The organism is Agrobacterium bohemicum (assembly GCF_001562555.1).
In the GTDB taxonomy this organism is placed as follows: domain Bacteria; phylum Pseudomonadota; class Alphaproteobacteria; order Rhizobiales; family Rhizobiaceae; genus Agrobacterium; species Agrobacterium bohemicum.
Map to the genome: position 1 here is coordinate 525,857 of NZ_KQ961024.1, position 25,008 is coordinate 550,864.

Here is a 25,008-nt window from a genome sequence, read left to right on the forward strand (position 1 = left end):
ATAAGATTTCCAGCAAACATCTTCGGACTTGACGTGGCGGGTTACGCCAACGCATCTTCGCCACGCAAGCCGTTTTTCCTTGGAGGGGAACAAGCGGCTTACCTTGGCGCTGGGCCTCATTCCTTGCGCCGCGCAAGGTTTCGCCCGCCGGGAAGGGAGTGAGCCCGGCACATAGGAGGTAAGTGCGAATGACCGTTATTGCATTGGTAATTTTATGCGGTGTCCTGTCCGTGGTTTACGCGGTGTGGGCAACGAAAAGCGTTCTGGATGCCGATCAGGGCAGTGAACGCATGCAGGAGATCGCAGGTTATATTCGTGAGGGCGCGCAGGCGTATCTCAGCCGTCAATATTTTACCATCGCAATCGTCGGTATCATCGTCGCAGCCGCGGTCTGGTTCTTTCTCTCAACCGAAGCCGCCATCGGTTTCATCATCGGTGCCGCCTTGTCGGGTGCTGCAGGCTTTATCGGCATGCATGTCTCTGTGCGGGCCAATCTGCGCACGGCGCAGGCCGCATCCCACAGCCTCGCCGCAGGCCTGGACATCGCTTTCAAGTCCGGTGCCATTACCGGCATGCTGGTGGCCGGCCTCGCGCTGCTCGGCGTTTCCATCTACTACCTTGTCCTGACAGCGGGGCTTGGCCACGCGACCGGCTCGCGTGAAGTGATCGACGCACTTGTTTCTCTCGGCTTCGGTGCATCATTGATTTCCATCTTCGCCCGTCTCGGCGGCGGCATCTTCACCAAAGGTGCCGATGTCGGCGGCGATCTCGTCGGCAAGGTCGAGGCCGGTATTCCGGAAGATGATCCACGCAACCCTGCCACAATTGCCGATAATGTCGGTGATAACGTTGGCGATTGCGCGGGCATGGCTGCTGACCTGTTCGAGACCTATGCCGTCTCCGTTGTCGCCACCATGGTTCTCGCCGCGATCTTCTTTGCCGGTGCTCCGGTGCTGGAAAGCGCCATGCTGTACCCGCTGGCCATCTGCGGCGTCTGTGCTTTGACCTCTATTGCTGGGACCTTCTTCGTCAAGCTCGGCACCAACAACTCCATCATGGGTGCGCTCTATAAGGGGCTGGTGGCAACGGGTGTTTTCTCTATTGCAGGCTTAGCCGTTGCAACAACGCTCACCATCGGCTGGGGCTCCATCGGCACCGTATCAGGTATGGATATCACCGGCACCAACCTGTTTCTGTGCGGTATCGTCGGTCTGCTTGTGACAGCACTCATCGTCGTCATTACGGAATATTACACCGGCACCAACAAGCGCCCGGTCAATTCCATCGCTCAGGCCTCAGTCACCGGCCATGGTACCAACGTCATTCAGGGCTTGGCCGTCTCGCTGGAATCGACAGCGCTTCCAGCCATCGTCATCGTTGGCGGTATTCTATCGACCTATCAGCTTGCAGGCCTGTTCGGCACTGGCATTGCGGTTACCGCCATGATCGGTATTGCAGGCATGATCGTCGCCCTTGATGCGTTCGGTCCGGTCACGGATAATGCCGGTGGCATTGCCGAAATGGCAGGCCTCAATCCGGATGTTCGCAAGGCGACCGATGCGCTGGATGCCGTCGGCAATACCACCAAAGCCGTGACTAAGGGTTATGCCATCGGTTCGGCGGGTCTCGGTGCGCTCGTGCTGTTTGCGGCCTATTCCAACGATCTTGCTTATTTCGCTGCCAATGGCGACCTCTATCCCTACTTCAAGGATATCGGCGACATCTCCTTCAGCCTGTCCAATCCCTATGTCGTTGCAGGCCTGCTGTTCGGCGGCATGATTCCCTATCTTTTCGGGGGCATCGCCATGACGGCGGTCGGCAAGGCCGCCGGTTCCATCGTTGAAGAAGTCCGCCGCCAGTTCCGCGAAAAACCAGGCATCATGCAGGGCACGGAGAAGCCGGATTATGGCCGTGCCGTGGATATTTTGACAAAAGCAGCCATCCGCGAAATGGTCGTTCCTTCGCTGCTGCCGGTTCTGGCGCCGCTTGTTGTTTATTTCGGTGTGCTGCTCATTTCCGGCTCAAAGGCATCAGCCTTTGCCGCCCTGGGCGCGTCGCTGTTGGGTGTCATCATCAACGGTCTGTTCGTCGCGATTTCCATGACATCAGGTGGCGGCGCATGGGATAACGCCAAGAAGAGCTTCGAAGATGGCTTCATCGACAAGGATGGCGTCACGCATCTCAAAGGTTCCGATGCGCACAAGGCATCCGTTACCGGAGATACCGTCGGCGACCCTTACAAGGATACGGCCGGTCCGGCGGTCAATCCTGCCATCAAGATCACCAACATCGTGGCGCTGTTGTTGCTGGCTGTGCTGGCACACTAAAAAAGCCCGAAACAAAAAGCCCGCGAGAGATCGTCTCGCGGGCTTTTTGCATTGTCTCTTTTGGTAAGATCAGAAGCCGCTGCCGTTGTTGCCGCTCTGGCCCAGTATGCTCTTGGCGATACCGGCACCTGCCGTGCCACCGGAAAGAAGCTGCTGCAGGAATGTAAGGTCCTTGCCGCCGGTTGGCGTGGTGCGTGAAATGGTGTCGAACACCTTGCCGTCCTGAAGCGTGTAGTTCGCCTTTTGCGAAACGACGCCGTTCTTGTCGAAATAGATCGCCAGAATGTTCTGTTCGACCAGTTTCGGCTTCATGAACGCTGCTTTACGCACGCGTTTCTGAGAGATGTAATAAAAGACTTCGTTGCCGAATGTTGCCGTGCTGGATGGCGTGCCCATGGTCAGCAAAACCTGTTCGCGGCTTGAGCCGACGGGGATGAGCTGGAGGGACTGTTCGTCTGCAACGTAACCATTGTGGAAAACATCGGTTGTGCTGGTGCAGGCTGACAAGAGGCTGGATGCGACAACAATCGCTACCGCAGTCTTGCTCAGAAACGTGGTCTGCTTTCCTGATTTCTGCTTGCTCACCTGCGTTTCCCCGACTGCGATCATGAATGGCACCTTCCGGCATTGCGTGTTGTAGCGCTTGTGTACACACGATTATGTCAATCCGGGGACAGGAATTCCCCGCTTCATCAAGGAATGCAACAGGTTTTCGAAAATTGCGTCGCTCGCGACGCTTCTCTACGACTGTTTCAGCCAGACGATGAACGTGACCTCAACGGCATTGCAATTCTTGGATGCTTCGGTAAACCAGCTTTCGCAATCATGCAACAAGCGCGACAGGCGAGACGCCATTTCGCCGATCAATATTCGGGAATTTCGATGGTGTTCGGTCTTTTCAAAAAGAAAAACAACAATCGTCCCATCGTTGACAGGCAATATCATACGCTGACCACTGCGGCACGCCACCCGAATTTCTATCTGCACCTTGGTGTGCCGGATACGGTCATGGGCCGTTTCGAGATGCTGGCAATCGTCATGATTCTTTATTTCCGGCGTACCAAATCATCCGCCACCAGCGGGCAGGAGATTGCGCAGGAGATCGTGGATGCGTTTTTTCAGGACCTTGATCACTCCATGCGCGAGCTTGGCATCGGTGATCAGGGCGTGCCCAAGCGGATGAAGAAATTTGCGGGCATGTTTTACGGACGACTTGAATCCTATGCCAGCGCATTGGACGCAGCGGATATAGAAGCCCTTGCGGCAGCCCTTGCACGCAATATATACCCGCAGGCAGAAGCGTCCGCGCCTGATATGCGCGGACTTGCCAATTGGATGATGGCGGCGGCCCATGCACTGTCTGCGCAGTCGGAAGACCTCGTCGCGACAGGACATGTGACGTTGCCCGTCCCCGAGTTATGAGGTTTCAATGAGTTCGCAACATCCGGCCAACGATGACGTACCTTTTTCCTATCCTGTGAAGGTAGGTCATATTTCCGCCAATCCGGTCAGGATTGGTCTCACCGCCAGCCCGGACGAACTGATCGGACTGGCGAAGCTGTGGGATGTCTTGTCCGTGGAGTCTCTGAAAAGCGAATTGCAGGTGACACGCTGGAAAAGAGATGGATTGAAAATTACGGGTGATGTGCGTGTTGCTTTGACCCAGGCTTGCGTTGTCACACTGGAGCCGGTTTCGAGTGTTATCGATGAAAAGATCGATCAGATTTTTGTACCGGAGGGTTCCAAACTGGCGCGCATGATGCCGGACGAGAAGGGTGAAATTGTTCTCGACCCGGATGGTCCTGATATGCCTGACCAGTTCAGCGGTGATACGATTGATGTCGGCGTTGTCGTCGCGGAGTTCGCAGCGCTCGCTATCGAGCCTTATCCTCGCAAGCCCGATGTGGACTTTGCAGAGTACGGCGAAGAGAAGCTCGTGGAAGAAAAAAAGCCGTCGCCTTTTGCGGCGTTGAAGGACTGGAAAAAAGACTGAATCCGGTTAGCACCAACAATTCGGTTGTAAGAGAACGCGGAAACGGTATTTTCGCGCAAAATTCCACCGCACGGCGGTAAGAAGGATCAGGGACGCGTGATCAGAATTGCAATTGACGTCATGGGCGGGGATTTTGGCCCTGATGTTGCCATACCCGGCGCTGCCAAGGCGCTGGAGCGGCATAACGATGTAGTTTTCCTGCTTTATGGGCAGAAAGCCAGATGTGAGCCAATTCTGGCGCAATTTCCGAAACTTCGGGAAAAGGCACAGTTTTTCGACTGCGAAGTATCCGTTGCGATGGATGAGAAGCCGAGCCAGGCGCTGCGCCGTGGCCGCTATATCTCCAGCATGTGGCGCGCGCTTGAAGCCGTTAAGGTTGGCGAGGCCGATGTCGCCGTCTCCGCAGGTAACACCGGCGCCCTTATGGCCATGGCAAAATTCTGCCTGCGCACCATGGCTCGCGTCGAGCGGCCTGCCATTGCCGGCATATGGCCGACGACAAAGGGCGAAAGCATCGTTCTTGATGTGGGCGCGACGATCGGCGCTGATTCCCAGCAACTTCTCGACTTCGCCATCATGGGCGGCGCCATGGCTCGCGCACTGTTCGATATCGACCGCCCGACGGTTGGCCTTCTGAACGTCGGCACCGAAGAGGTAAAGGGACAGGAAGAGGTTCGCGAAGCGGGCCGCTTGATCCGTGAAGCAGGTCTTGGCACCATCGACTATCGTGGATTTGTCGAGGGCAACGATATCGGCAAGGGTACGGTCGATGTCGTGGTGACCGAAGGTTTTACCGGTAACATTGCCTTGAAGACCGCCGAAGGCACAGCCCGGCAGATCAATACGCTGCTGCGCGAAGCGATTTCCCGCAGCTTTATCGCAAAGATCGGCTATATCCTGGCGAAAAGCGCTTTCGATGTCCTGCGTGAGAAGATGGACCCGCGTAAGGTCAATGGCGGCGTGTTTCTGGGCTTAAACGGCATCGTCATCAAAAGCCACGGCAGCACGGATGCCATGGGCTTCGCATCCGCAGTCGATGTTGGCTATGACATGGCCCATAATGGCCTGACAGCCAAAATAGAAAATGATTTGAAAGCTTACCACGCAAGACGTCTTCCGCCTCCGGCACCCGAAGCGCTCGTGGTTGATGAGGAATAGAAGATGATCCGCTCAATTATACGGGGTTACGGTGCAGCGCTGCCAAAGCGCGTCATGACGAACCAGGACATTGAAGCGATCGTAGAGACCACTGACGAGTGGATCGTGCAGCGCACGGGCATCAAGCAGCGCTACATCGCGGGTGAGGGGGAGACGACCTCTTCGCTTGGCGAGCAGGCAGCGCGCGCGGCACTCGAGAATGCTGGCATCAAGCCTGAGGAGATCGACCTCATCATCGTGGCGACCTCCACCCCGGATAATACTTTTCCGGCAACTGCTGTGAATATTCAAAACCGTCTCGGGATCACAAGCGGCTTTGCGTTTGACGTTCAGGCCGTCTGTTCCGGCTTCGTCTATGCCATGGCAACGGCTGACCTTTATATTCGCGGCGGCATGGCCAAGCGCGTGCTGGTCATTGGCGCCGAAACCTTCTCGCGCATTCTCGACTGGACCGACCGCACGACTTGCGTTCTCTTCGGCGATGGTGCTGGCGCTGTGGTGCTTGAAGCAGGCGAGGGTGAGGGCAAGACCTCGGATCGCGGCGTTCTGACGTCCAATCTGCGCTCTGATGGCTCTCATAAGGATAAGCTTTACGTCGACGGTGGCCCATCAACGACAGGCACTGTCGGTCATCTGCGCATGGAGGGCCGTGAGGTTTTCAAGCATGCAGTTGGCATGATTACCGACGTCATCGAGGCTGCATTCGAGGCGACGGGTACGACGGCAGATGATCTGGACTGGCTGGTGCCGCACCAGGCGAACCGTCGTATCATCGATGGTTCTGCTAAAAAACTTGGAATTCCCAGCGAGAAAGTTGTGATCACCGTAGATCAGCATGGCAACACATCTGCCGCTTCCATTCCTCTCGCGCTGGCCGTCGCGGCTGCCGATGGGCGCATCAAAAAGGGTGACCTGGTGATGCTGGAAGCTATGGGTGGTGGTTTCACATGGGGTGCGGTTCTGCTGCGCTGGTAAAATTTCTTTATGATGCCCGGTAAGCCATTGCCACTATTAATGGAAATCCCTAAACGATTCTGGAAACTTTGCTTGACCGGTTGAGCCAAGGGCAATAATCTCTGCCCGGTTCAGCAGAATAAAAGAGAGCGGTGCGGGGAAATATGGCCGGGAAAACAGTGACACGTGCGGATCTAGCCGAGTCTGTGTTTCGAAAAGTGGGGTTGTCCCGGACTGAATCCGCCGAACTGGTTGAAACCGTTATCGACGAAATCTGCAATGCGATCACACGCGGAGAAGTGGTCAAGCTATCCTCCTTCGCAACGTTTCAGATTCGTGAGAAGAATGAACGCATCGGTCGCAACCCAAAGACCGGTGAAGAGGTACCCATATCTCCTCGCCGTGTCATGACGTTCAAAGCATCCAACGTTTTGAAACAGCGAATTCTCAAGGCGCATTCAGCGCGCAAGGCAAAACAGAAAAGCCAGAAATCCGGCTCCTGAGCCGTATTTTTTTGCCTCATCGCTTGTGTTTCTACACGTAACGATTCAATTCTTCTTGTGAAAACAGTTGAAATTCAACCGACAAGCCGTTGAATCAAAGGCGATTCGCATCATACCTTGTTGCGTGTTTTGCAAATCTGACTTTGGTCTGGATGGGAGTTGAACTTGGATAAAAGCCCCGACGCCTTTCGAACGATCAGTGAAGTCGCAGAAGATCTGGATTTGCCGCAGCACGTTCTGCGCTTCTGGGAAACACGCTTTCCGCAGATCAAACCGATGAAGCGCGGCGGCGGTCGGCGCTATTACCGCCCTGACGATGTCGATCTTTTGAAGGGTATTCGCCACCTTCTCTATGACCATGGTTATACCATCAAGGGCGTGCAAAAGCTGCTCAAGACCAATGGCAACCGTTTCGTCTCTGCTATCGCATCAGGCGATATGGCTACGATGGAAGCCATCATGGCGGCCAGCGGTGAGAAGGATATACCGGAACCGCGTGTTGCCGGCTCAGAAGAAGATGAAGTCGTCGGTCGTCCCAAGGCCCGGCCCAGCGGTCGTTTTTTTGGCTTTGGCGGTAATGGTTCGGATGACACGCCGGAAATATCCCTCGGCAAGTCCAGCATCAACAAGGATGACCGCGCTTTGTTGCAAGAAGCCTTGTTTGACCTTCTTGAATGCAAACGGCTGCTGGATCAGGTCCGCTGACGATCATAAAATTGGGGGATAATACAAATTTTTGAACGGCATTTATGTCAAATGCCAACGTTTCGGAAACTCCTTGGGCCGATAATGCGGCCCGGACAAGGAGTTATCCCGTGAGCAAGAGAAAACCTTCAAGTCGCCGTCGCACCTCTGCCAAGTCTGGCGGTGCAGGTCTGTGGTCATGGCTGTTGCTGTTCGGCGTCGCCGTCGGCGGCATTCAGGTCTACGAGCACCGTGACAATCTGCTGCCAAAATTGAAAGAGACGGTCGCTGGCGTATCGAAGCCCACCGCACCGCAATCCAGGTCGCGTGAGGTTGCGGCAGAAAAGCCCAAGCCGTCCGTTACGCAAACCGTGGCGCTCCCCGCCAGTGGCGCTCCCGTGCCACCACGCGCCATTGCGATGCCAAATGGTGTCGCGTCCACGCAGACTTCGCCTGCCGCGCTACCATCATCGCGTCCACCGGTGGAGAATGTCTCGTTGGGTGAAAAGTCCGGCACCTTCGCTTTTTGCGGCCGCTCGGGCCTCAACAATTGTGTGGCCGATGGCAACACATTCTGGCTGAAGGGCGCGAAAATGAAACTCGCTGGCATCGCCGTTCCGCAAACGGATCAGGCTCGTTGTCTGGAAGAGCGTCAAAAAGGCTTTGCCGCCAAGGTTCGCCTGCGCGATATGCTGAACGGCGGCAACTTCCAAGTCGCCTCGATGGGCGGCGCCTCTACACTCTCAAGGTCTGGCGTGTCTTTCGCAGACCAGTTGGTACGTGAGGGGTTGGCGCTTCCAGTTGGTAGAGGAAATCAATCCTGGTGCGGGTAATTTCGACTTCGCACCATACCTGCCCGTTGACCACAGCCGCTTGCGTTGTGTAGATAAAAACCGCAAGCGGACGTGGCGGAATCGGTATACGCAGCAGACTTAAAATCTGCCGACCTCTGGTCTTGCGGGTTCAAGTCCCGCCGTCCGCACCAGACCTCTGGTAGCCGCAAAGAGATGCGGTTATAAAATCTTCAATTGCAATAAATTGCCATATTTCAAAAATATTCAACCTGAGCGATTTTTTACTCAGGAGGACTTCTTTTGGCCAAGCCGAAGTTTGAAAATCTTTGGAAGCATTTTCCAGATCACGTTCAATACAAATCGATGTTCGATCTCTACATGATGCTGGGTGGCGCGGCTCAGAAAAACATTCAAGCTCCCGGTTTTGGTCCGAATGGTAACGCCTGTGCGAGCAGAATGAGCGTTGCTCTTTCACTGTCTGGACATAAAATCGACGAGACGTTGGCACAAACATCGCGTGCCAGAACGTTGGGGACGGACAGGGGCTACCGGATTATCTACGGCGTTGCTGATCTCAGAAATTATCTTCTGCGGGCATTTGGGCAGCCGACGAGTGATAACGTCTCGCCCTATAATGACGCTTTCGGTGGTAAAAAGGGTATCATCGCCTTCAATGTATCTGGTTGGAGCGGTGCGACCGGGCATATTGCCTTGTGGAATGGTTCCGCTTTTCGTGAACCCAGCTTCGATGACTACTCGCAATATTCAGAGGGTAGTGCCGCTACGTTCAAAGGTGAATTCTGGGAGATGCCATGATGACGTTGCGTCACATTATTATTTCAGCGCTTGGTTCCGTCATTTTTTGCGCAGGAAGTGCTAGCGCCGCGCCGCGCTCGCAACTTCAGCAAGATGTTGAGGGCTATGCAGTTGCCACCTGCCTGACCGGACTGGATGACGCGGCTTTAAGGGGGCAGGGGGATGGATGGGCGAGCATTATCGTCCAGCGTGGCTTCGGGAATGTAGAGGACTGGCAGCCATTGGTCGATGCGGTCAAATCTGCGACCAGCCGGAAGTCGATGGCCGTGATCAAGGGAGACGAGATATCTTCCAAGCCAATGCCGGTGTTTTATTGTTCCGAGATCGTGGACGAGCCGGAGGTTCGCAACATCATCGATGAAACGATGGAAAAAATGAAACCGGCCTATGACGGACGGTAGACGGGTCGCATCTTCGTCTCTGCTGTCAACCCCGCCAGAACAACGGCATCAACAGCACCAGAACCGTCAATATCTCCAGACGGCCGAGCAGCATCATCAGCGATAGCAGGTAGAGTGCCGGGTCGCTTATGGTGGAGAAGTTGCCGGCGGGGCCGATGATGGGGCCGATGCCGGGGCCGACATTGGCGAGAGAGGTGGCGACCGCCGAGGTGGCGGTGAGTAGGTCGTAGCCCATAGCGCTCATGACCAGGCTGCCGCCGATCCAGAGTGCTATGAAGCAGCTCAGAAAAAGGAAGACGTTGCGGATGGTTTCGACGTCCACGACCTGAGCGCCATAGCGCACGGAATAGACGGCGTCCGGGTAAAGTAGCTTTTTCAGACCGGTTTTCACGACATTATAGATGATGACGAAGCGGTAAGCCTTGATGCCGCCTGCCGTGGAGCCGGAGCAGCCACCCATAAAGGTGGCGAAGAGGGCGACGACCACGACGAATGGCCCCCACAGCGTGTAGTCATCGCTGGCGAAACCACCTGTCGAAAGAATGGATGTCATGTTGAAGAACGAGTGGCTAAGCGCAATGTCGAGCGGTACGCCGTTCGTCATGTGATGATAGATGCCGACTGCGAGCGATATAGCGCAGAGATAGCCTATGAAGACCCGGATTTGCGGATCATAGAGAATATCCAGGCGGCCACGCAGCGCCAGCAGGATCATGACGGAAAAGGGCAGACTTCCGAGAATGAGGAAGAATGTCGCGATCCAGAGCAGCGCGACATTATCGCCAAAGAACGCGAAGGACGCATCATGGGTGGAAAAGCCGCCAGTTGCGACTGCGGACATGGCGTGGTTCAGCGCATCGAAATGCGTCATGCCTGCAAAATCGAAAGCGATGGTGCAGGCCAGCGTCATCACCACGTAAATTCCGACGAATGCCTTGGTAAAGCTTGCGAGCCGCGCGAATGGCCGGTCGTTGGCCGTGTCGGATGATTCCATACGGAAGAATGTCATGCCGCCTACGCGCAGCAACGGCAAAATAAAGAGGCCGAGTGCCACGATACCAATGCCGCCCAGCCAACAGAGTAGCGACCGCCAGATGAGAATGCCCTGGGGTGCCTTGTCCAGTCCCGTGATGACGGTAGAGCCGGTTGTGGTGATGGCCGATACCGATTCGAACAATGCTTGCCCGAATGTCAGGTTCAGTTCAGACAGATAAAGTGGTACCGCACCGATGAGCGAGAAGACCAGCCACAGCACGTTGACCAGCAGGAAGCCGAACCTTTTGTTGAAGGTTGGCATCGGCGCCCTGGTGGCGAAGGCGCAGGCCAGCGCCAGCCCCCCGCACATGAAGCCCGATATGGCAAACACCGCCCAGTCACTGTTACCGTAATAGAGATCAGCCATGGCGGGTACGAACATCGCTGTCGCCATGTAGAGCCCGAATATCGAGGCGATGTAGAGAACCGCGCGCAGAAGGTTGCTATTCAATAAATGGAACCTTGATCGAGTGAGCCGTACCGAAAGCGCGTAAAGAGTCTTTGTGTCGGGCGTTTTCCTATGGCATAGCGGGTGCCATCGTGAAATTCAATGGATTGAAAATCGTGGATAAATTGCTTGTAGAGGCTGCAAGGCGGGAAGTTCGGGAATTGTTTCCCGAAACACCGTTGCAGTTGAATGAACATCTCAGCCGCCGGTATGGTGCCGAGATCTGGTTGAAGCGTGAAGACCTGACGCCTGTTCGTTCCTACAAGATTAGAGGCGCGTTCAATTTTCTGCGCAAGGCGGTGTCCACCACTGGCAAGAACAAGGTTTTCGTCTGCGCATCCGCTGGCAACCATGCTCAAGGGTTCGCATTCGCCTGCCGCCATTTCGGCGTGCACGGGGTTGTCTTCATGCCGGTGACGACACCGCAGCAGAAAATTGACAAGACCCGAATCTTTGGCGGTGAGTTCATCAAGATCAAGCTGGTGGGAGACATCTTCGACCAGTGCTACGCTGCCGCACGCGCTTATGTGGAAGAAACCGACGCTTATATGGTGCCGCCTTTCGACCACGTCGATATCATCGAGGGGCAGGCGACCGTTGGCGCCGAGATTGTCGATCAGCTGCCAGACAGCAAGGCACCGGATTTGCTGATCATGCCCGTTGGTGGTGGTGGGCTTTCGGCTGGTTTGACGGGCTTTTTTGCGGACAAGGTCGCTAGCAGCAATTTCATTTTTTGTGAGCCGGTGGGGGCGCCAAGCCTGAAGAGAAGTCTTGAGGCCGGTAAGGCCGTCACGCTTGGCAAAGTCGACAACTTCGTTGACGGTGCCGCTGTCGCGCGGCTTGGCGACCTCAACTTCGAGGCGCTCAAGAACTTTCTACCCGAACAAGTCGAACTGATCCCGGAAAACGCCATCTGCGTGACGATCATCGATATGCTCAACCTTGAAGGCGTTGTGCTGGAGCCTGCAGGTGCTCTGGCAATTGCAGCACTTGAACAGCTTGGGCGTGAGCGGTTGGAGGGCAAGCGTGTCGTTTGCGTCGTCTCGGGCGGCAACTTCGATTTCGACCGGCTGCCTGATGTCAAAGAGCGCGCTATGCGTTATACGGGCGTGAAAAAATACTTCATTTTGCGACTGCCGCAGCGCCCTGGCGCGCTTCGCGATTTCCTCAATCTTTTAGGCCCGGACGATGACGTCGCGCGCTTTGAGTACTTGAAGAAATCCGCGCGCAATTTCGGCTCCATTCTCATCGGCATAGAAACGACGGAGCCCGAAAATTTTAGTGGGCTGTTCAAGCGTTTCGAAGAGGCTGGACTGGGTTACGAGGACATCACCGAAAACGAAATCCTCGCCAATCTCATCATCTGATTGTTAGATATGACCGGGCGGGGTGGTTTGAGGATCACCCTGCGGACAGGAAACCAGGAAGGTAAACCATGGCTTCGTTCTTCTCGAAACTCTTTTCCGCCTTCGGCTCGTCTCCATCGGATGACGCTCCGAAGAAGACCGAAACATCGGAAGCGCATCCCTACAAGGATTGCCTGATCTATGCGACGCCGATGAAAGAGGGCGGGCAGTACCGCTTGGCCGGACGGATAGAAAAGAAGGTGGGAGAAGAAACGCTGGTGCATGAGTTCGTGCGCGCCGATGTTTTCACCAGCCTCGACGATGCTGCAGAATTCACCGTGCGCAAGGCGCAACTGATTATCGATCAGAATGGTGCGTCTTTGTTCGCAGACAAAAAATAACGGCCGCGAGAGACTCGCGACCGATATGAAGATTGTGGAAAGCGGCGTTGCGAAACGCCGCTTTTTCAATATCAGGCAGCCTTGGCCAGTTCTTCAACCTTGGCGGAGGCAGCGGCAATTGCCTTTTCTGCAGCTTCTGGGCCAAAGGCCAAGCCTTCGATGCGAACGACTTCCACGTCGGTCATACCCATGAAGCCCAGAACGGTCTTCAGGTAAGGAACAGCGTGTTCCAGAGGTGCTGCTGGACCTTCCGAGTAAACGCCTGCAGACGACAGAACAATGTAGACCTTCTTGCCGGTTGCAAGACCAACTGGGCCTGACTCGGTGTAGGTGAAGGTCAGGCCAGCACGGGCGATAACGTCGATCCAGGACTTCAGGCCGGAATAGATGTTGAAGTTGATAAGGCCTGTGCCGATGACGATTGTGTCGGCTTCCAGCAGTTCTGCGACGCGCTCGTCGGAATTCTTGGCAGCGGCCGCTTCTTCGGCATTACGATCAGCCGGTGCCTTACGGATAGCGGAGGTGGTGACCGTGTCTAGATGCTCAATTGGGTTCTGGCCGAGATCGAGATGCGTGATTGTACCGTTCGTCTGTGCCTGAAGTTTTGCCGCGAGGTCGCCAGCAAACTTGTTGGACAGGGATTCACCCGTGCGTGGGCTGGAGGTTACGAGAAGAATCTTCGACATTTAAAATATCCTTATGTCAATTTTGAAGGTCAGATGGGGCAGGGGAACCCAATGGTTGCCGCTTATATCATTCAATGTTGTCATCTAGAAAACTGTGATAATCTGGAAGGAACCTATCGATAAAGTGGATGGACCATGGAAGCTAACCCCACGCTGGACCAGTTGCAGGTGTTTTTGAGTGTTGCCGAAACCGGCAGTTTCTCTGCGGCCTCCAGGGCATTGAACCGGGCTCAATCGGTCGTCAGCTATACGATTGCCAATCTCGAAGCGCAGCTCGAAGTTACGCTGTTCGAGCGCAACGGCGTTCGCCAGCCCAAACTCACGGCAGACGGTGCTGCCATGCTGGAGCATGCCCGGCGCATCGTCGCCGGGCTTCAGGATATGCGCGCGCGGGCAAAGGGTCTGAAGCAGGGGCTGGAGGCGGAGGTCAATCTTGCCATCAGCACCATGGTGCCTGCCGAGGCAGTGGTTTCCGTTCTACGTGATTTCCGGGACCATTTCCCCACCGTTTCTCTCAACCTGAATGTGGGAGAATTGGGCATGGTCATGGACATGGTGCTGAACCGCAAGGCGGGAATTGGCATTGGTGGGGCGATATTCCATCAGGACGATGGCTTGATTATTGATAAGGTCGGCCATTCCTTCATGGTGCCGGTGGCCGCTGCGGATCATCCGCTCGCTTTGCTGGATCGGCCTTTGACGCTGTCGGATGTGCGTGAAGAGGTGCAACTTGTCGTAACCGACGCATCCGGGTTGACCAAAGGAAGGGATTTCAACGTTTTATCCTACAAGAAATGGCGTGTCAGCGACATCGCGACCAAATATCAGCTCATCAAGGGCGGGCTCGGTTGGGGTGGCCTCCCGGCATCTGTGGTTCGCAACGATATTATCAACGGCGTGTTGAAAGCGCTGAAATTGGATGCTTATGAAGGCGGGGAATATCCGCTTTACGCTCTGCGCAAATCCGACACGCCTGCGGGTCCGGCAGCACAATGGCTGATCGACGCGTTCCACCAGCGTTTGTCCCAATGTCCTAACCATAAGGATTTCCTGATTGATTTCGGACCCGACCAGCGCACCTTGCTGCAAGATGCTGCAGAGTAGGCCACCAGGGTTCGAAAACAGTGAAATGCCGTACCGTACCGAACCGTACTGTTTTGCAGCAAGGTGACAGTGACAGGCAGGCAGCTTTCGAGTAGAAAGCTTGCAAAAGCAGGGGCAACGCCAGCGGCGCTGTGCAAATCAGCCCTTGCGTAAGGAAAATCGAGGAATAAGCACATGCCAGTTTATCGCTCCAGAACGACAACCCACGGCCGCAACATGGCCGGTGCGCGTGGCCTTTGGCGCGCCACCGGCATGAAGGACGGCGATTTCGGCAAGCCGATTATCGCTGTCGTTAATTCGTTTACGCAGTTCGTACCGGGCCACGTTCACCTGAAGGATCTCGGCCAGCTCGTGGCGCGTGAAATCGAAGCTGCTGGCGGTGTTGCCAAGGAATTCAACACCATCGCCGTGGATGACGGCATCGCCATGGGGCACGATGGCATGCTCTATTCGCTGCCATCGCGCGAAATCATCGCCGATTCGGTCGAGTACATGGTCAACGCACACTGCGCGGATGCCATGGTCTGCATTTCCAACTGTGACAAGATCACGCCCGGTATGTTGAACGCCGCCATGCGCCTCAATATTCCCGTGGTCTTCGTATCAGGTGGACCGATGGAAGCGGGCAAGGCCGTGCTGCATGGCAAGACAGTCGCGCTTGACCTCGTTGACGCGATGGTGGCTGCTGCCGACGACAAGATGACCGATGAGGAAGTCGACACCATCGAGCGTGCCGCATGTCCGACCTGTGGTTCATGCTCCGGCATGTTTACCGCCAATTCCATGAACTGTTTGACGGAAGCGCTGGGTTTGGCGCTGCCAGGCAACGGATCTACGCTCGCCACTCACTCGGATCGCAAACGTTTGTTTGTTGAGGCGGGTCACCTGATTGTCGATCTGGCGCGCCGTCATTACGAGCAGGACGATTACAACGTTCTCCCGCGTTCGATTGCGACAAAGGCTGCGTTCGAAAACGCAATTGCACTGGATATCGCCATGGGTGGTTCCACCAACACCGTTCTGCACATTCTGGCCGCTGCCCATGAGGGCGAGGTCGATTTCACCATGGAAGACATCGACCGTATGTCACGCCGGGTGCCGTGCCTGTCAAAGGTCGCGCCTGCCAAGCAGGACGTGCACATGGAAGACGTGCACCGCGCAGGCGGCATCATGCGCATTCTGGGCGAACTGGAACGTGGTGGATTGATCAACACGGATTGCTATACCGTTCACGAGGCAACGCTTGGCGATGCCATCAACCGTTGGGATATCACCCGCACCAACAGCGAAAGCGTGCGTAATTTCTTCAAGGCCGCTCCCGGTGGCGTGCCGACGCAGGTCGCGTTCAGCCAGTCCTCGCGGTGGGATGAACTGGACACAGACAGCGACAACGGCGTCATCCGTTCTGTCGAAAAACCGTTCTCGAAAGATGGCGGTCTGGCCGTTCTTTACGGAAACATCGCGCTGGACGGCTGCATCGTGAAGACGGCGGGCGTGGATGAATCCATCCTCAAGTTCAACGGCGTTGCAGTGGTTTACGAAAGCCAGGACGCAGCCGTTAAGGGCATTCTTTCCAATGAAGTGAAAGCCGGCGACGTTGTCGTTATCCGCTACGAAGGCCCCAAGGGTGGTCCTGGCATGCAGGAAATGCTCTATCCGACCAGCTACCTGAAATCCAAGGGCTTGGGCAAAGCCTGTGCGCTCATCACCGATGGACGCTTCTCCGGTGGCACATCAGGCCTTTCCATCGGCCACGCTTCCCCGGAAGCAGCCCAAGGCGGCGCCATCGGCCTCGTGCGTCAGGGTGACCCCATCGAGATCGACATCCCCAACCGCACGATCAACCTCAAGGTGCCAGACGCCGAACTGGCTTCACGTCGTGCAGAGCAGGATCAATTGGGCTGGAAGCCTGCCGAGAAGCGCAAGCGCAATGTAACGACGGCGTTGAAGGCTTACGCGGCATTTGCTTCGAGTGCTGACAAGGGTGCAGTTCGGATTTTGCCTGAATAGGCTTACCATTGGACGTCATCCTCGGGTTTGTCCCGAGGATCTGACCACGCTCGACGTTGGGGTTCTTTGGATACTCGGGTCAAGCCCGAGGATGACGTTGGAAGGGACCTTATTCCTTCTTCACCCAACGTTTTTTAACTCATAACAGCGCAGCGCAACCATCTTGTTGCGCTGCTTGCAGAATGACTGCATCCGTCCGACTTCCCTGAGTCCAAGCTTATCCATCAAATGACAGGATGCCCTGTTGTCGCTCATAGGATTGGCGTGAAGCACGTTCATTTTCATGTGCGTAAAAGCATGGTTTATGATCAGCCGTGCGGCCTCCTCACCATAACCTTTGCCCCACGCACTGCGACCCAGCCATAGCCCGAATTCGCCGGCGAGGCCAATGAGGCCGATCAGTTGGCAGTCATCGATTGCCCAAACGGGCAGATTGTTTTTCCCAAAGCGCAGTATCCTCGTTCGGGCGTCGTCCACCGTGAAGGGATATGACGTCCGAAGCAGATTGCGTAACACCAGCGGATCGTTGGTGATGCGGGCCAGTGCGGGCGCATCCGTTATGCCAAACGGCCGAAGGGTGAGGCGGTTCGACATCAATCGAGGTATTGTTCGGTCGGCGGATAGCATGGGTTTCAACATGCGAAATTCTGGCGCTCGTGCCAACTGTGATTTTTGACCGGAACTGGTTCTTCTTCAACACGTTGGCTGAACGGTGAAAATAAGGATTAATGGCATGAAACGCGCAATCGTGACCGGCGGTGCCGGTTTGATCGGAACCGGGGTTGTAGAGACTCTTCTTGAGAGCGGCTGGACCGTTGCATGCTTCGATATCGAGGAGAGCACGACGAAAGCGCGGGACATCCATTGCGATGTCAGCGATGAGACGTCGGTTGCGCAGGCATTCAAACAGCTTGGTTGGGACGGGCTTGACCTTCTCGTCAACAATGCTGGTATCGCCGGGCCAGACAACGGACCGATCCATGAATTGTCGCTGGCCAATTGGCAAGGTGACCGATAGCCACCTGACTGGTGCGTTTTTAATGACACGCGCTGCGGTGCCGTTGATGGGTGAGGGCAGCAGCATCGTTAACATGGTATCCACCCGCGCATTCATGTCCGAGCCGAACACGGAAGCGTATGCCGCATCGAAGGGTGGATTGGTGGCGCTGACCCATGCTCTGGCTGTCAGCCTCGGGCCGAAAATTCGCGTCAATGCTATTGCGCCGGGTTGGATCACTGATGACTCTGATCTGCGTGAGGAAGACCACACTCAGCATCCGGTAGGGCGGGTAGGACGCCCTGAAGATATCGCAGATGCGGTCGTTTACCTGGCGAGCGCTGGTTTCATGACGGGCCAGGTGCTGGTGCTGGATGGCGGCATGACGAGGAAGATGATGTACGAAGAGTGATTGCTTTGTTGCTCTTGGCTTACGAAATGATTCAACGCGTTGGCGTATTGATTCCGCAAAACGATCCAAACCATTGTTTGTGCGGGTGCTGTCACTGGCGGGTGAGGTCACAAAGCAGTGAGAGGTCTACCGCCTCTTTTGAAAGGTACTAAGTAAGTCCTCATGAAAAGACGTACCGCACTTGCTCTCATCGCCACGCTTCCCTTTGCCTCCAGCCTGCGTGCGCAAACGCGGGAAGGCGTGCCGAAGCTTCTGGAAAACGCAGATGCCTTGGACAGCTTGAAGACGGTCATCGTGAGCGTAGACGGCAAGGAGGTCGCCAGCCGCGCCTATCATGGTGCCTCTATGAATGGCTCCACCAATATAAAGTCCGCGTCCAAATCCATCGTCTCGGCGCTGGTGGGTATGGCGATCGATCGAAAGATACTGGATGGGGTCGATCAACCGGTTGCCTCTGTGCTGCGACCTGACTTTCCAGCAAATCCTGATACACGTCTGGAGCGGGTGACCATCGGCAATCTGCTCTCCATGCAATCCGGTCTGGAGCGCATGTCCGGTCCAAATTATGGCCGTTGGGTCTCCAGTCGAAACTGGGTGCGCATGGCGCTCGGCTCAGGTTTTGCCGGAGAGCCGGGTGGCGGAATGCTGTATTCTACCGGGTCAACGCATCTGCTGTCTGCAATTCTGACCAAGGCGTCAGGCAAGTCGACACTCGCCCTGGCGCGCGACTGGTTTTCCCCGCTCGATGGTTTCTCCATCGGCTCGTGGGAGCGTGACCCGCAAGGCATCTATCTCGGAGGTAACCAGATGGCGATGACGGCACGGTCGCTGCTGGCGTTTGGCGAACTCTATCGTCGCGGTGGCATTGCGTCGGACGGAGAGAGGATCGTGTCGCAGAGCTGGATCGATCAATCTTGGACCCAGCGCACCAACTCCGTCTTCAATGGCGACGGCTATGGCTACTGCTGGTTCATCAAGCAGATGGCGGGAGAGATGGTGTATTACGCCTGGGGTTATGGCGGACAAATGCTTTATATCGTGCCATCAAAGAACCTGTCCGTGGTCATGACATCACGCGAAGATGCGCCATCCGCCCGTACCGGATATCGCGACCAGTTGCACGGGCTGATGGCTGGAATCATTTCAGCGGTTTAGAGCGGTCTGTTGATGTTGAGGAAGGCTTCGCCTAGCTTTTTCATGCGCTCCTCATAGGCGGTGGTGAGGCAAGCGACATCGGCGGCGCAGGTCTGGCGATGCTTTAGCCACTCACTCTGCTGGGTCTTCAGCTCATCGCGCGCGCCCATAGCCATCAATTGCGTGAGGATGTCGAAGGTTGTTGCCATGCGCACGTCCTGGTCGTTAAGCGCACGGTTTTCGCAAATCGTCTTTTCGTCAGCGGCGAGATCTGTCTTTGCGCAATCAAAGCTGGCGGCACCCACCGGCGAGCCATGGGAATATGAGGCGATAACAATCAGAGCAGCAAGAATATGTTTCTTGAAATGCATGTAGATCTCTTTTCCATAAACAGTCTTATAAGCCGTCTAAAGCCGCAAACGTGCCAACTTGTTCCATTCCGGGGTTTAAGGCACAGTCCGTCATGATCTTGCCGCCCTTTGATTTATAGGCTCAAGCGTTATAACTCCATCGTATTGATGAGGATGAGGAATCACATGCCAAGCATGTTGAACTATCTAACCACCGGCCTTCTTGCGACGATGCTCGTTCTACCGGTCCCCGTGCAGGCGCAGGATAATAAAACCGTTCCTGCCAGTACGGCGGAAATGCAGCTTTCCTTCGCACCATTGGTCAAGCGTACGGCGGGTGCCGTGGTCAACGTTTACGCGGAACGGCTCGTTCAAAAACGTGCTTCACCCTTTGCGGGCGATCCCTTCTTCGAGCAGTTTTTCGGACAGCAATCACCAAACCGTACGGAAAAGCAGTCGTCGCTCGGCTCCGGCGTTATCGCCACTGCAAGCGGGCTTGTGGTGACGAACAACCATGTCATCGAAGGTGCGGACGATATCAAGGTTGCGCTGGCCGATGGGCGTGAGTTTGCATCCAAGGTTCTCCTGAAAGATGATCGTCTTGATCTCGCGGTCCTGCAGATCGATGCCAAGGAAGAATTCCCTGTTCTGGCGCTCGGCAATTCCGATGCGACCGAGGTGGGTGATCTCGTTCTCGCCATCGGCAATCCCTTCGGTGTGGGACAGACGGTCACGAGCGGTATCGTCTCGGCACTGGCGCGCAACCAGGTCACCCAGGGCGATTTCGGCTTCTTCATCCAGACGGATGCGTCCATCAACCCCGGTAACTCCGGTGGCGCGCTGATGAACATGGCGGGTGAACTGATTGGCATCAACACGGCCATCTTCTCACGCGGTGGCGGCTCGAACGGTATCGGCTTTGCCATTCCGGCCAATCTGGTGCGGGTTTTCCTGGCTGCAGCCGAAAAGGGTGATACGAGCTTCCAGCGTCCCTACGTTGGCGCGACATTCGATCCCGTTACATCAGAAGTCGCGGAGGCACTTGGCCTCAAGCGCGCCCGTGGCGCTCTCGTCGTCGGCGTGGTCAAGGATGGACCTGCCGAAAAGGCAGGTATCGAGCCAGGACAGGTGGTGACAGCTGTCAATGGCATTGCCGTGGAACACCCGGATGCGCTGGGCTATCGCCTCACTACGGCTGGCATCGGCAAGTCCGCGACCCTAACCCTGATCGACAAGGGCAAGGAGAAAAACGTCACCATTGCGCTCGATACGGCACCTGAGACAGCGCCGCGTGATGAACGCCTGCTGGAAGGGCGCAATCCTTTTGCTGGCGCGACTGTAGCCAATCTCTCGCCCAAGCTTGCCGACGAGTTGCGCATGCCGACCAGCACGACAGGTGTCGTCATCATGGACGTGAAGCGCAATTCTCCGGCGGCTCGTGTAGGCTTCCAGCCGAAGGACATTATCGTCTCGCTGAATGGTACGGATATGGCATCTACAGCTAATGTCGAAAAAGCGCTGGAGGATAATCCCGGCTTCTGGCGTCTGGAGATTATCCGCGACGGTCAGCGCATCCGGCAATTCCTGCGATGAGCGGCGATCTCTTCGCTCCACAGATTCCAGCAGAGGTCGCCAATCGGCGACCTTTGGCGGACAGGCTACGCCCGACCACGCTTGCCGAGGTCACGGGCCAGCCGCATCTGACGGGTGAAGAGGGCGTTCTGCGCCGCATGATCGAAAGCGGCTCGCTGGGCTCGATGATTTTCTGGGGGCCGCCAGGCACTGGCAAGACGACCGTTGCGCGTCTGCTGTCAGGCGAGGCGGGGCTGGCTTTCGAGCAGATATCCGCCATATTCTCGGGCGTCGCCGATCTCAAAAAGGTTTTTGAAGGCGCGCGCACCCGGCGCATGAACGGACGGCAGACATTGCTGTTCGTGGACGAAATCCACCGCTTCAACCGCGCGCAGCAGGATAGTTTCCTGCCTGTGATGGAGGACGGCACCATCATTCTCGTTGGTGCGACGACGGAAAATCCGTCATTCGAGCTCAACGCCGCTCTGTTGTCGCGCGCGCGGGTGCTGACCTTCAAATCGCATGACGAGGAAAGCCTTGCCGAACTTCTCACGCGCGCCGAGAACGTCGAGGACAAGCCACTGCCATTGACCGATGACGCGCGCGCCTCGCTGATCCGCATGGCGGATGGTGATGGGCGTGCAGTGCTGACACTGGCGGAAGAGGTCTGGCGCGCTGTTCGCAAGGACGAGGTGTTCGATACGGAAGGCCTTACGCACATTGTGCAGCGTCGCGCACCTGTCTACGACAAGGCGCAGGACGGTCACTATAACCTCATCTCCGCGCTGCATAAATCAGTGCGTGGTTCCGATCCCGATGCTGCGCTTTATTATCTCGCGCGCATGCTCGATGCCGGTGAAGACCCGCTTTATCTCGGGCGGCGGCTGGTACGGATGGCTGTTGAAGACATCGGCCTTGCCGACCCTCAGGCGCTGGTCATCTGCAATGCAGCCAAGGACGCCTACGATTATCTGGGCTCGCCGGAGGGTGAATTGGCACTGGCGCAGGCCTGCGTTTATCTCGCGACTGCACCCAAATCCAATGCCGTTTACACGGCTTATAAAGCGGCGATGCGGGCAGCCAAGGAGAACGGTTCTCTGCTGCCGCCAAAGCATATTCTCAATGCTCCGACCAAGCTGATGAAGAGTGAAGCTTACGGCGATGGCTATCGTTATGACCACGATGAGCCGGATGCGTTCTCAGGACAGGACTATTTCCCGGAAAAAATGGGCCGCACCACCTTTTACGATCCACCGGACCGCGGCTTCGAGCGGGATATCCGTAAGCGTTTGGACTGGTGGGCGAAGCTACGCCGCGAACGAAAGGACAAATAGCGCGCTTTTCGCCACCTAAGCTATGCAGTTGCCGTGGACTTCTCACGCAATACGGGCATGGAACGGGGTGGCAGCATTTTCACCGCTGACTCGGCCAGCGTGTGGTGTCCCTCGCAATCGACGATGAGGTGCCAGTGGGATGTTTCTGGAATGGTGACGCGGACGGGTGATTTCTTGGCCACGCCGCCCAGATACTTGAAGTCCAGCATTTCCGTAAAGCGCTGATAATTACCCGAGGTCATAAGCCGCACATTGTTGACCGCGTTCAGCGATACCTCGATGATTGCGCCTGTGCGCAATTCCTTCAGGTCGTAATGGGTGAAGCGGAAAGCTGGTTTGGCCATTGGGTTACCCCGTCATAGGTCGATGTGTCCCATAAGGCTACGCGCCGATGATTAACGCTTCCTTTCGCTTGCGGACGCGTGGATGCTGATAAAATATTTCGGCATAACTATCTTTGGGTTTCGAGATGTAAATGCGGATTTTACTGAAAATCTGGAAACAGAAACAATCGCTATATTGTATCTCCAACGATTTTTCCGTTTGTTCCACCAATCCATTTTTCAATATTCACGTTAGATTTCGCTAATTCAGATTTATCCATAATCAATATTTATGCGTTATCTCTTCGTTATGTTTTGACGATTGGGGGGTAAACAACTTGAAGCATATGAAAATTTCGATGCGTCTTTACGCACTCGTTGCGCTGTTTTTTATGATGATGGTCGCGGCTCTTACATTCAGTTTGTACGGTAGTTACAACGGAGTGGAACGAGAGAGAAAAGCAGGGCTGGAATCCATGGCGCAAACTGGCGTCGGTATTCTTGAACTATACCATGGCATGGAAAAAAGCGGGGCGTTGACGCGTGACGTTGCTCAGCAGCAGGCCAAGGCCATCATTGCCTCCATGCGTTATGACAATGGCAGCGGCTATTTCTGGATCAACGATATGGGTCCGAAGATGGTGATGCATCCCATCAAGCCTGAACTGAACGGTACGGACCTGTCAGGCAATAAGGATCCGAACGGCAAGTTTCTCTTCATGGAGTTTGTCAACACCGTCAAGAGTGGCGGCAAAGGCTTTGTCGATTATTACTGGCCGAAACCTGGCTCCCCGGACCCTGTCGAGAAGTTTTCCTATGTTGCCGGGTTTGCGCCTTGGGGCTGGATTGTCGGGACCGGCGTTTACGTGGACGATCTGAAGGCCGCATTCTGGCAAGAAGCGCTCTGGATTGCCGGTCTCTGTGCCGCCAGCGCCATCGTCGTGCTTGCCGCAGCCGCCTTCGTGGTCGGGGGTGTGACACGGCCGATCGAGTCGCTGAAACACAGCATGAGCCGCATTGCCGAAGGCGACGGCAATGCCGAGGTCAACTACATCGATCGTCGCAACGAAATCGGCGCTATGGCGAAGACGTTGCTCGTTCTTCGCGACTCCGTCAATGAACGCAGCCAGTTGCAATTGCGTGAAGCCGAACAGCAGCGCAGTTTCGATGAGACACGCCGCAACAACGAAGAGGCACTGCGGTCTGCGTCCGATCATCAGGCACACGCCATGGCCGAACTTGCGCAAGCGCTTGAGCGGCTTGCCAAGGGTGATCTGACCGTGCAGGTCGGTGATATCGGCATTGAATATGAAAAGTTGCGCAACGATTTCAACGGTGCCGTTGGTGAGTTGCATGATGTCATCGGCGCGATTTCCCGCACCAGCCATATCGTCAACGACAGTGCGTCCGACATCAGCCAGGCAACCGGCAATCTTTCACGCCGCACCGAGCAGCAGGCGGCAGCACTGGAAGAGACAGCGGCGGCTCTGGACGAGATTACCTCGACTGTGCGAACTGCATCGGAGCGCGCCAATGAAGCGCGACAGATGGTAACGGAAACAAAGTCCAGCGCTGGCCGCTCGGGCGATATCGTTCGCAACGCCGTCGATGCGATGAACCGCATTGAGGATTCGTCCAAGAAGATCGGCCAGATCATCAGTGTCATCGATGAAATCGCGTTTCAGACCAATCTTCTGGCGCTCAATGCTGGCGTAGAAGCAGCCAGAGCCGGCGAGGCCGGTCGTGGCTTTGCAGTTGTGGCGCAGGAGGTGCGCGAGCTCGCCCAGCGTTCCGCCAATGCCGCAAAGGAGATCAAGGTCCTCATCAACAGCTCTGCCGAACAGGTGGGTGGCGGTGTGTCACTCGTTCGCTCCACCGGCGATGCGCTGGATGAAATCATGGTTCTGGTCAACCGTGTAGATGGACACGTCAACACGATTGCGACGGCGGCGCGCGAGCAGGCAACCGGTCTTCACGAGATCAATACCTCCGTCAACCACATGGACCAGATGACCCAGCAGAACGCGGCCATGGTGGAGGAAACGACGGCCGCCAGCCAGACATTGGCAGAAGAAAGCCGCCAGCTTCGCTCGCTGCTTTCCCGCTTCCAGCTTGATCCTTCTTCGCACGGCCAGGATTTATCCCGCGCAGCCTGATCATCACGACTGACAAACGAACGGACGCTGACTTGCAGCGTCCGTTTTTTATTGCGCTGACGCAAAGCTA

At 55.9% G+C, this 25,008-nt stretch carries 24 protein-coding genes, 1 tRNA gene and 1 pseudogene; 20 read left to right on the forward strand and 6 right to left on the reverse strand.

What is annotated here, in order from left to right:
- Positions 1-188: 188 nt before the first annotated feature.
- On the forward strand, positions 189-2,327 hold the full coding sequence (locus ATO67_RS05650) for a sodium-translocating pyrophosphatase (protein ID WP_067645460.1): 2,139 nt from the start codon (positions 189-191) through the stop codon (positions 2,325-2,327).
- A gap of 69 nt (positions 2,328-2,396) precedes the next feature.
- On the opposite strand, the gene ATO67_RS05655 is transcribed toward ATO67_RS05650, so the two are convergent.
- Positions 2,397-2,936, reverse strand: coding sequence for an outer membrane protein assembly factor BamE (locus tag ATO67_RS05655; RefSeq protein WP_067645462.1), 540 nt, complete (start codon positions 2,934-2,936; stop codon positions 2,397-2,399).
- 273 nt (positions 2,937-3,209) lie between these two features.
- On the opposite strand from ATO67_RS05655, the gene ATO67_RS05660 reads away from it, so the two are divergent.
- From ATO67_RS05660 to ATO67_RS05705, 10 genes are all read left to right on the forward strand, one after another.
- A complete protein-coding gene (locus ATO67_RS05660) occupies positions 3,210-3,749 on the forward strand; it encodes a ubiquinol-cytochrome C chaperone family protein (protein ID WP_067645643.1) in 540 nt (179 codons plus the stop codon).
- 7 nt (positions 3,750-3,756) lie between these two features.
- Positions 3,757-4,320: a YceD family protein gene (locus ATO67_RS05665; RefSeq protein WP_067645464.1), complete on the forward strand. Its 564-nt coding sequence runs from the start codon at positions 3,757-3,759 to the stop codon at positions 4,318-4,320.
- Positions 4,321-4,416: 96 nt separating this feature from the next.
- A complete protein-coding gene (plsX, locus tag ATO67_RS05670; protein WP_067645466.1) occupies positions 4,417-5,478 on the forward strand; it encodes a phosphate acyltransferase PlsX in 1,062 nt (353 codons plus the stop codon).
- Positions 5,479-5,481: 3 nt separating this feature from the next.
- Positions 5,482-6,453: a beta-ketoacyl-ACP synthase III gene (locus ATO67_RS05675; protein WP_067645468.1), complete on the forward strand. Its 972-nt coding sequence runs from the start codon at positions 5,482-5,484 to the stop codon at positions 6,451-6,453.
- Positions 6,454-6,596: 143 nt separating this feature from the next.
- Positions 6,597-6,935: an integration host factor subunit alpha gene (locus tag ATO67_RS05680; RefSeq protein ID WP_062587057.1), complete on the forward strand. Its 339-nt coding sequence runs from the start codon at positions 6,597-6,599 to the stop codon at positions 6,933-6,935.
- A gap of 165 nt (positions 6,936-7,100) precedes the next feature.
- Positions 7,101-7,640 carry a MerR family transcriptional regulator gene (locus ATO67_RS05685; protein ID WP_067645470.1) on the forward strand — a complete coding sequence of 180 codons (540 nt, stop codon included), beginning with the start codon at positions 7,101-7,103 and terminating at the stop codon, positions 7,638-7,640.
- 110 nt (positions 7,641-7,750) lie between these two features.
- Complete coding sequence (locus tag ATO67_RS05690) at positions 7,751-8,452, forward strand: nuclease (protein WP_067645645.1); 702 nt, start codon at positions 7,751-7,753, stop codon at positions 8,450-8,452.
- Positions 8,453-8,518: 66 nt separating this feature from the next.
- A tRNA-Leu gene (locus ATO67_RS05695) sits at positions 8,519-8,604 on the forward strand.
- A 109-nt stretch (positions 8,605-8,713) separates the two neighbouring features.
- Positions 8,714-9,229, forward strand: coding sequence for a type VI secretion system amidase effector protein Tae4 (locus ATO67_RS05700; RefSeq protein ID WP_067645472.1), 516 nt, complete (start codon positions 8,714-8,716; stop codon positions 9,227-9,229).
- Positions 9,226-9,630, forward strand: a complete 405-nt coding sequence (locus tag ATO67_RS05705; RefSeq protein WP_067645474.1) for a hypothetical protein — start codon at positions 9,226-9,228, stop codon at positions 9,628-9,630. Before ATO67_RS05700 ends, ATO67_RS05705 begins: the two co-directional genes overlap by 4 nt.
- Positions 9,631-9,655: 25 nt before the next feature.
- On the opposite strand, the gene ATO67_RS05710 is transcribed toward ATO67_RS05705, so the two are convergent.
- Positions 9,656-11,116 (reverse strand): TrkH family potassium uptake protein, encoded by a 1,461-nt coding sequence (locus ATO67_RS05710; protein WP_067645476.1) that lies wholly within the window; start codon positions 11,114-11,116, stop codon positions 9,656-9,658.
- An 89-nt stretch (positions 11,117-11,205) separates the two neighbouring features.
- Between ATO67_RS05710 and ilvA the strand changes: the two genes are divergently transcribed.
- Entirely contained in the window at positions 11,206-12,480 is a 1,275-nt protein-coding gene (ilvA, locus tag ATO67_RS05715; RefSeq protein ID WP_067645650.1) for a threonine ammonia-lyase, read from the forward strand.
- Between the two features lie 68 nt (positions 12,481-12,548).
- Positions 12,549-12,860 carry an HlyU family transcriptional regulator gene (locus tag ATO67_RS05720; protein WP_067645478.1) on the forward strand — a complete coding sequence of 104 codons (312 nt, stop codon included), beginning with the start codon at positions 12,549-12,551 and terminating at the stop codon, positions 12,858-12,860.
- Positions 12,861-12,931: 71 nt separating this feature from the next.
- Here the strand turns inward: ATO67_RS05720 and ATO67_RS05725 are convergent, their stop codons facing one another.
- Positions 12,932-13,546: an FMN-dependent NADH-azoreductase gene (locus ATO67_RS05725; RefSeq protein WP_067645480.1), complete on the reverse strand. Its 615-nt coding sequence runs from the start codon at positions 13,544-13,546 to the stop codon at positions 12,932-12,934.
- Between the two features lie 135 nt (positions 13,547-13,681).
- On the opposite strand from ATO67_RS05725, the gene ATO67_RS05730 reads away from it, so the two are divergent.
- Entirely contained in the window at positions 13,682-14,650 is a 969-nt protein-coding gene (locus ATO67_RS05730; protein WP_067645482.1) for a LysR family transcriptional regulator, read from the forward strand.
- A 174-nt stretch (positions 14,651-14,824) separates the two neighbouring features.
- Complete coding sequence (ilvD, locus tag ATO67_RS05735; protein WP_067645484.1) at positions 14,825-16,660, forward strand: dihydroxy-acid dehydratase; 1,836 nt, start codon at positions 14,825-14,827, stop codon at positions 16,658-16,660.
- Between the two features lie 120 nt (positions 16,661-16,780).
- On the opposite strand, the gene ATO67_RS05740 is transcribed toward ilvD, so the two are convergent.
- Positions 16,781-17,299, reverse strand: a complete 519-nt coding sequence (locus ATO67_RS05740; protein WP_082760161.1) for a GNAT family N-acetyltransferase — start codon at positions 17,297-17,299, stop codon at positions 16,781-16,783.
- 94 nt (positions 17,300-17,393) lie between these two features.
- Between ATO67_RS05740 and ATO67_RS05745 the strand changes: the two are divergent.
- Positions 17,394-18,069 (forward strand): annotated as a pseudogene (locus tag ATO67_RS05745) (SDR family oxidoreductase).
- A gap of 162 nt (positions 18,070-18,231) precedes the next feature.
- Positions 18,232-19,224, forward strand: a complete 993-nt coding sequence (locus ATO67_RS05750) for a serine hydrolase domain-containing protein (protein WP_067645488.1) — start codon at positions 18,232-18,234, stop codon at positions 19,222-19,224.
- Here ATO67_RS05750 and ATO67_RS05755 read toward each other — a convergent pair.
- The gene (locus ATO67_RS05755) at positions 19,221-19,574 is read right to left on the reverse strand and encodes a lysozyme inhibitor LprI family protein (RefSeq protein WP_067645491.1); all 354 of its coding nucleotides are present in this window, start codon (positions 19,572-19,574) and stop codon (positions 19,221-19,223) included. The two genes, ATO67_RS05750 and ATO67_RS05755, sit on opposite strands and share 4 nt — an antisense overlap.
- Positions 19,575-19,739: 165 nt before the next feature.
- On the opposite strand from ATO67_RS05755, the gene ATO67_RS05760 reads away from it, so the two are divergent.
- Complete coding sequence (locus ATO67_RS05760; RefSeq protein ID WP_067645493.1) at positions 19,740-21,146, forward strand: DegQ family serine endoprotease; 1,407 nt, start codon at positions 19,740-19,742, stop codon at positions 21,144-21,146.
- Positions 21,143-22,459, forward strand: coding sequence for a replication-associated recombination protein A (locus tag ATO67_RS05765; protein WP_067645495.1), 1,317 nt, complete (start codon positions 21,143-21,145; stop codon positions 22,457-22,459). Before ATO67_RS05760 ends, ATO67_RS05765 begins: the two co-directional genes overlap by 4 nt.
- A gap of 20 nt (positions 22,460-22,479) precedes the next feature.
- On the opposite strand, the gene ATO67_RS05770 is transcribed toward ATO67_RS05765, so the two are convergent.
- Positions 22,480-22,803 carry a DUF1883 domain-containing protein gene (locus tag ATO67_RS05770; protein WP_067645497.1) on the reverse strand — a complete coding sequence of 108 codons (324 nt, stop codon included), beginning with the start codon at positions 22,801-22,803 and terminating at the stop codon, positions 22,480-22,482.
- A 338-nt stretch (positions 22,804-23,141) separates the two neighbouring features.
- Between ATO67_RS05770 and ATO67_RS05775 the strand changes: the two genes are divergently transcribed.
- Complete coding sequence (locus ATO67_RS05775) at positions 23,142-24,938, forward strand: methyl-accepting chemotaxis protein (protein ID WP_067645499.1); 1,797 nt, start codon at positions 23,142-23,144, stop codon at positions 24,936-24,938.
- Positions 24,939-25,008 lie beyond the last annotated feature (70 nt).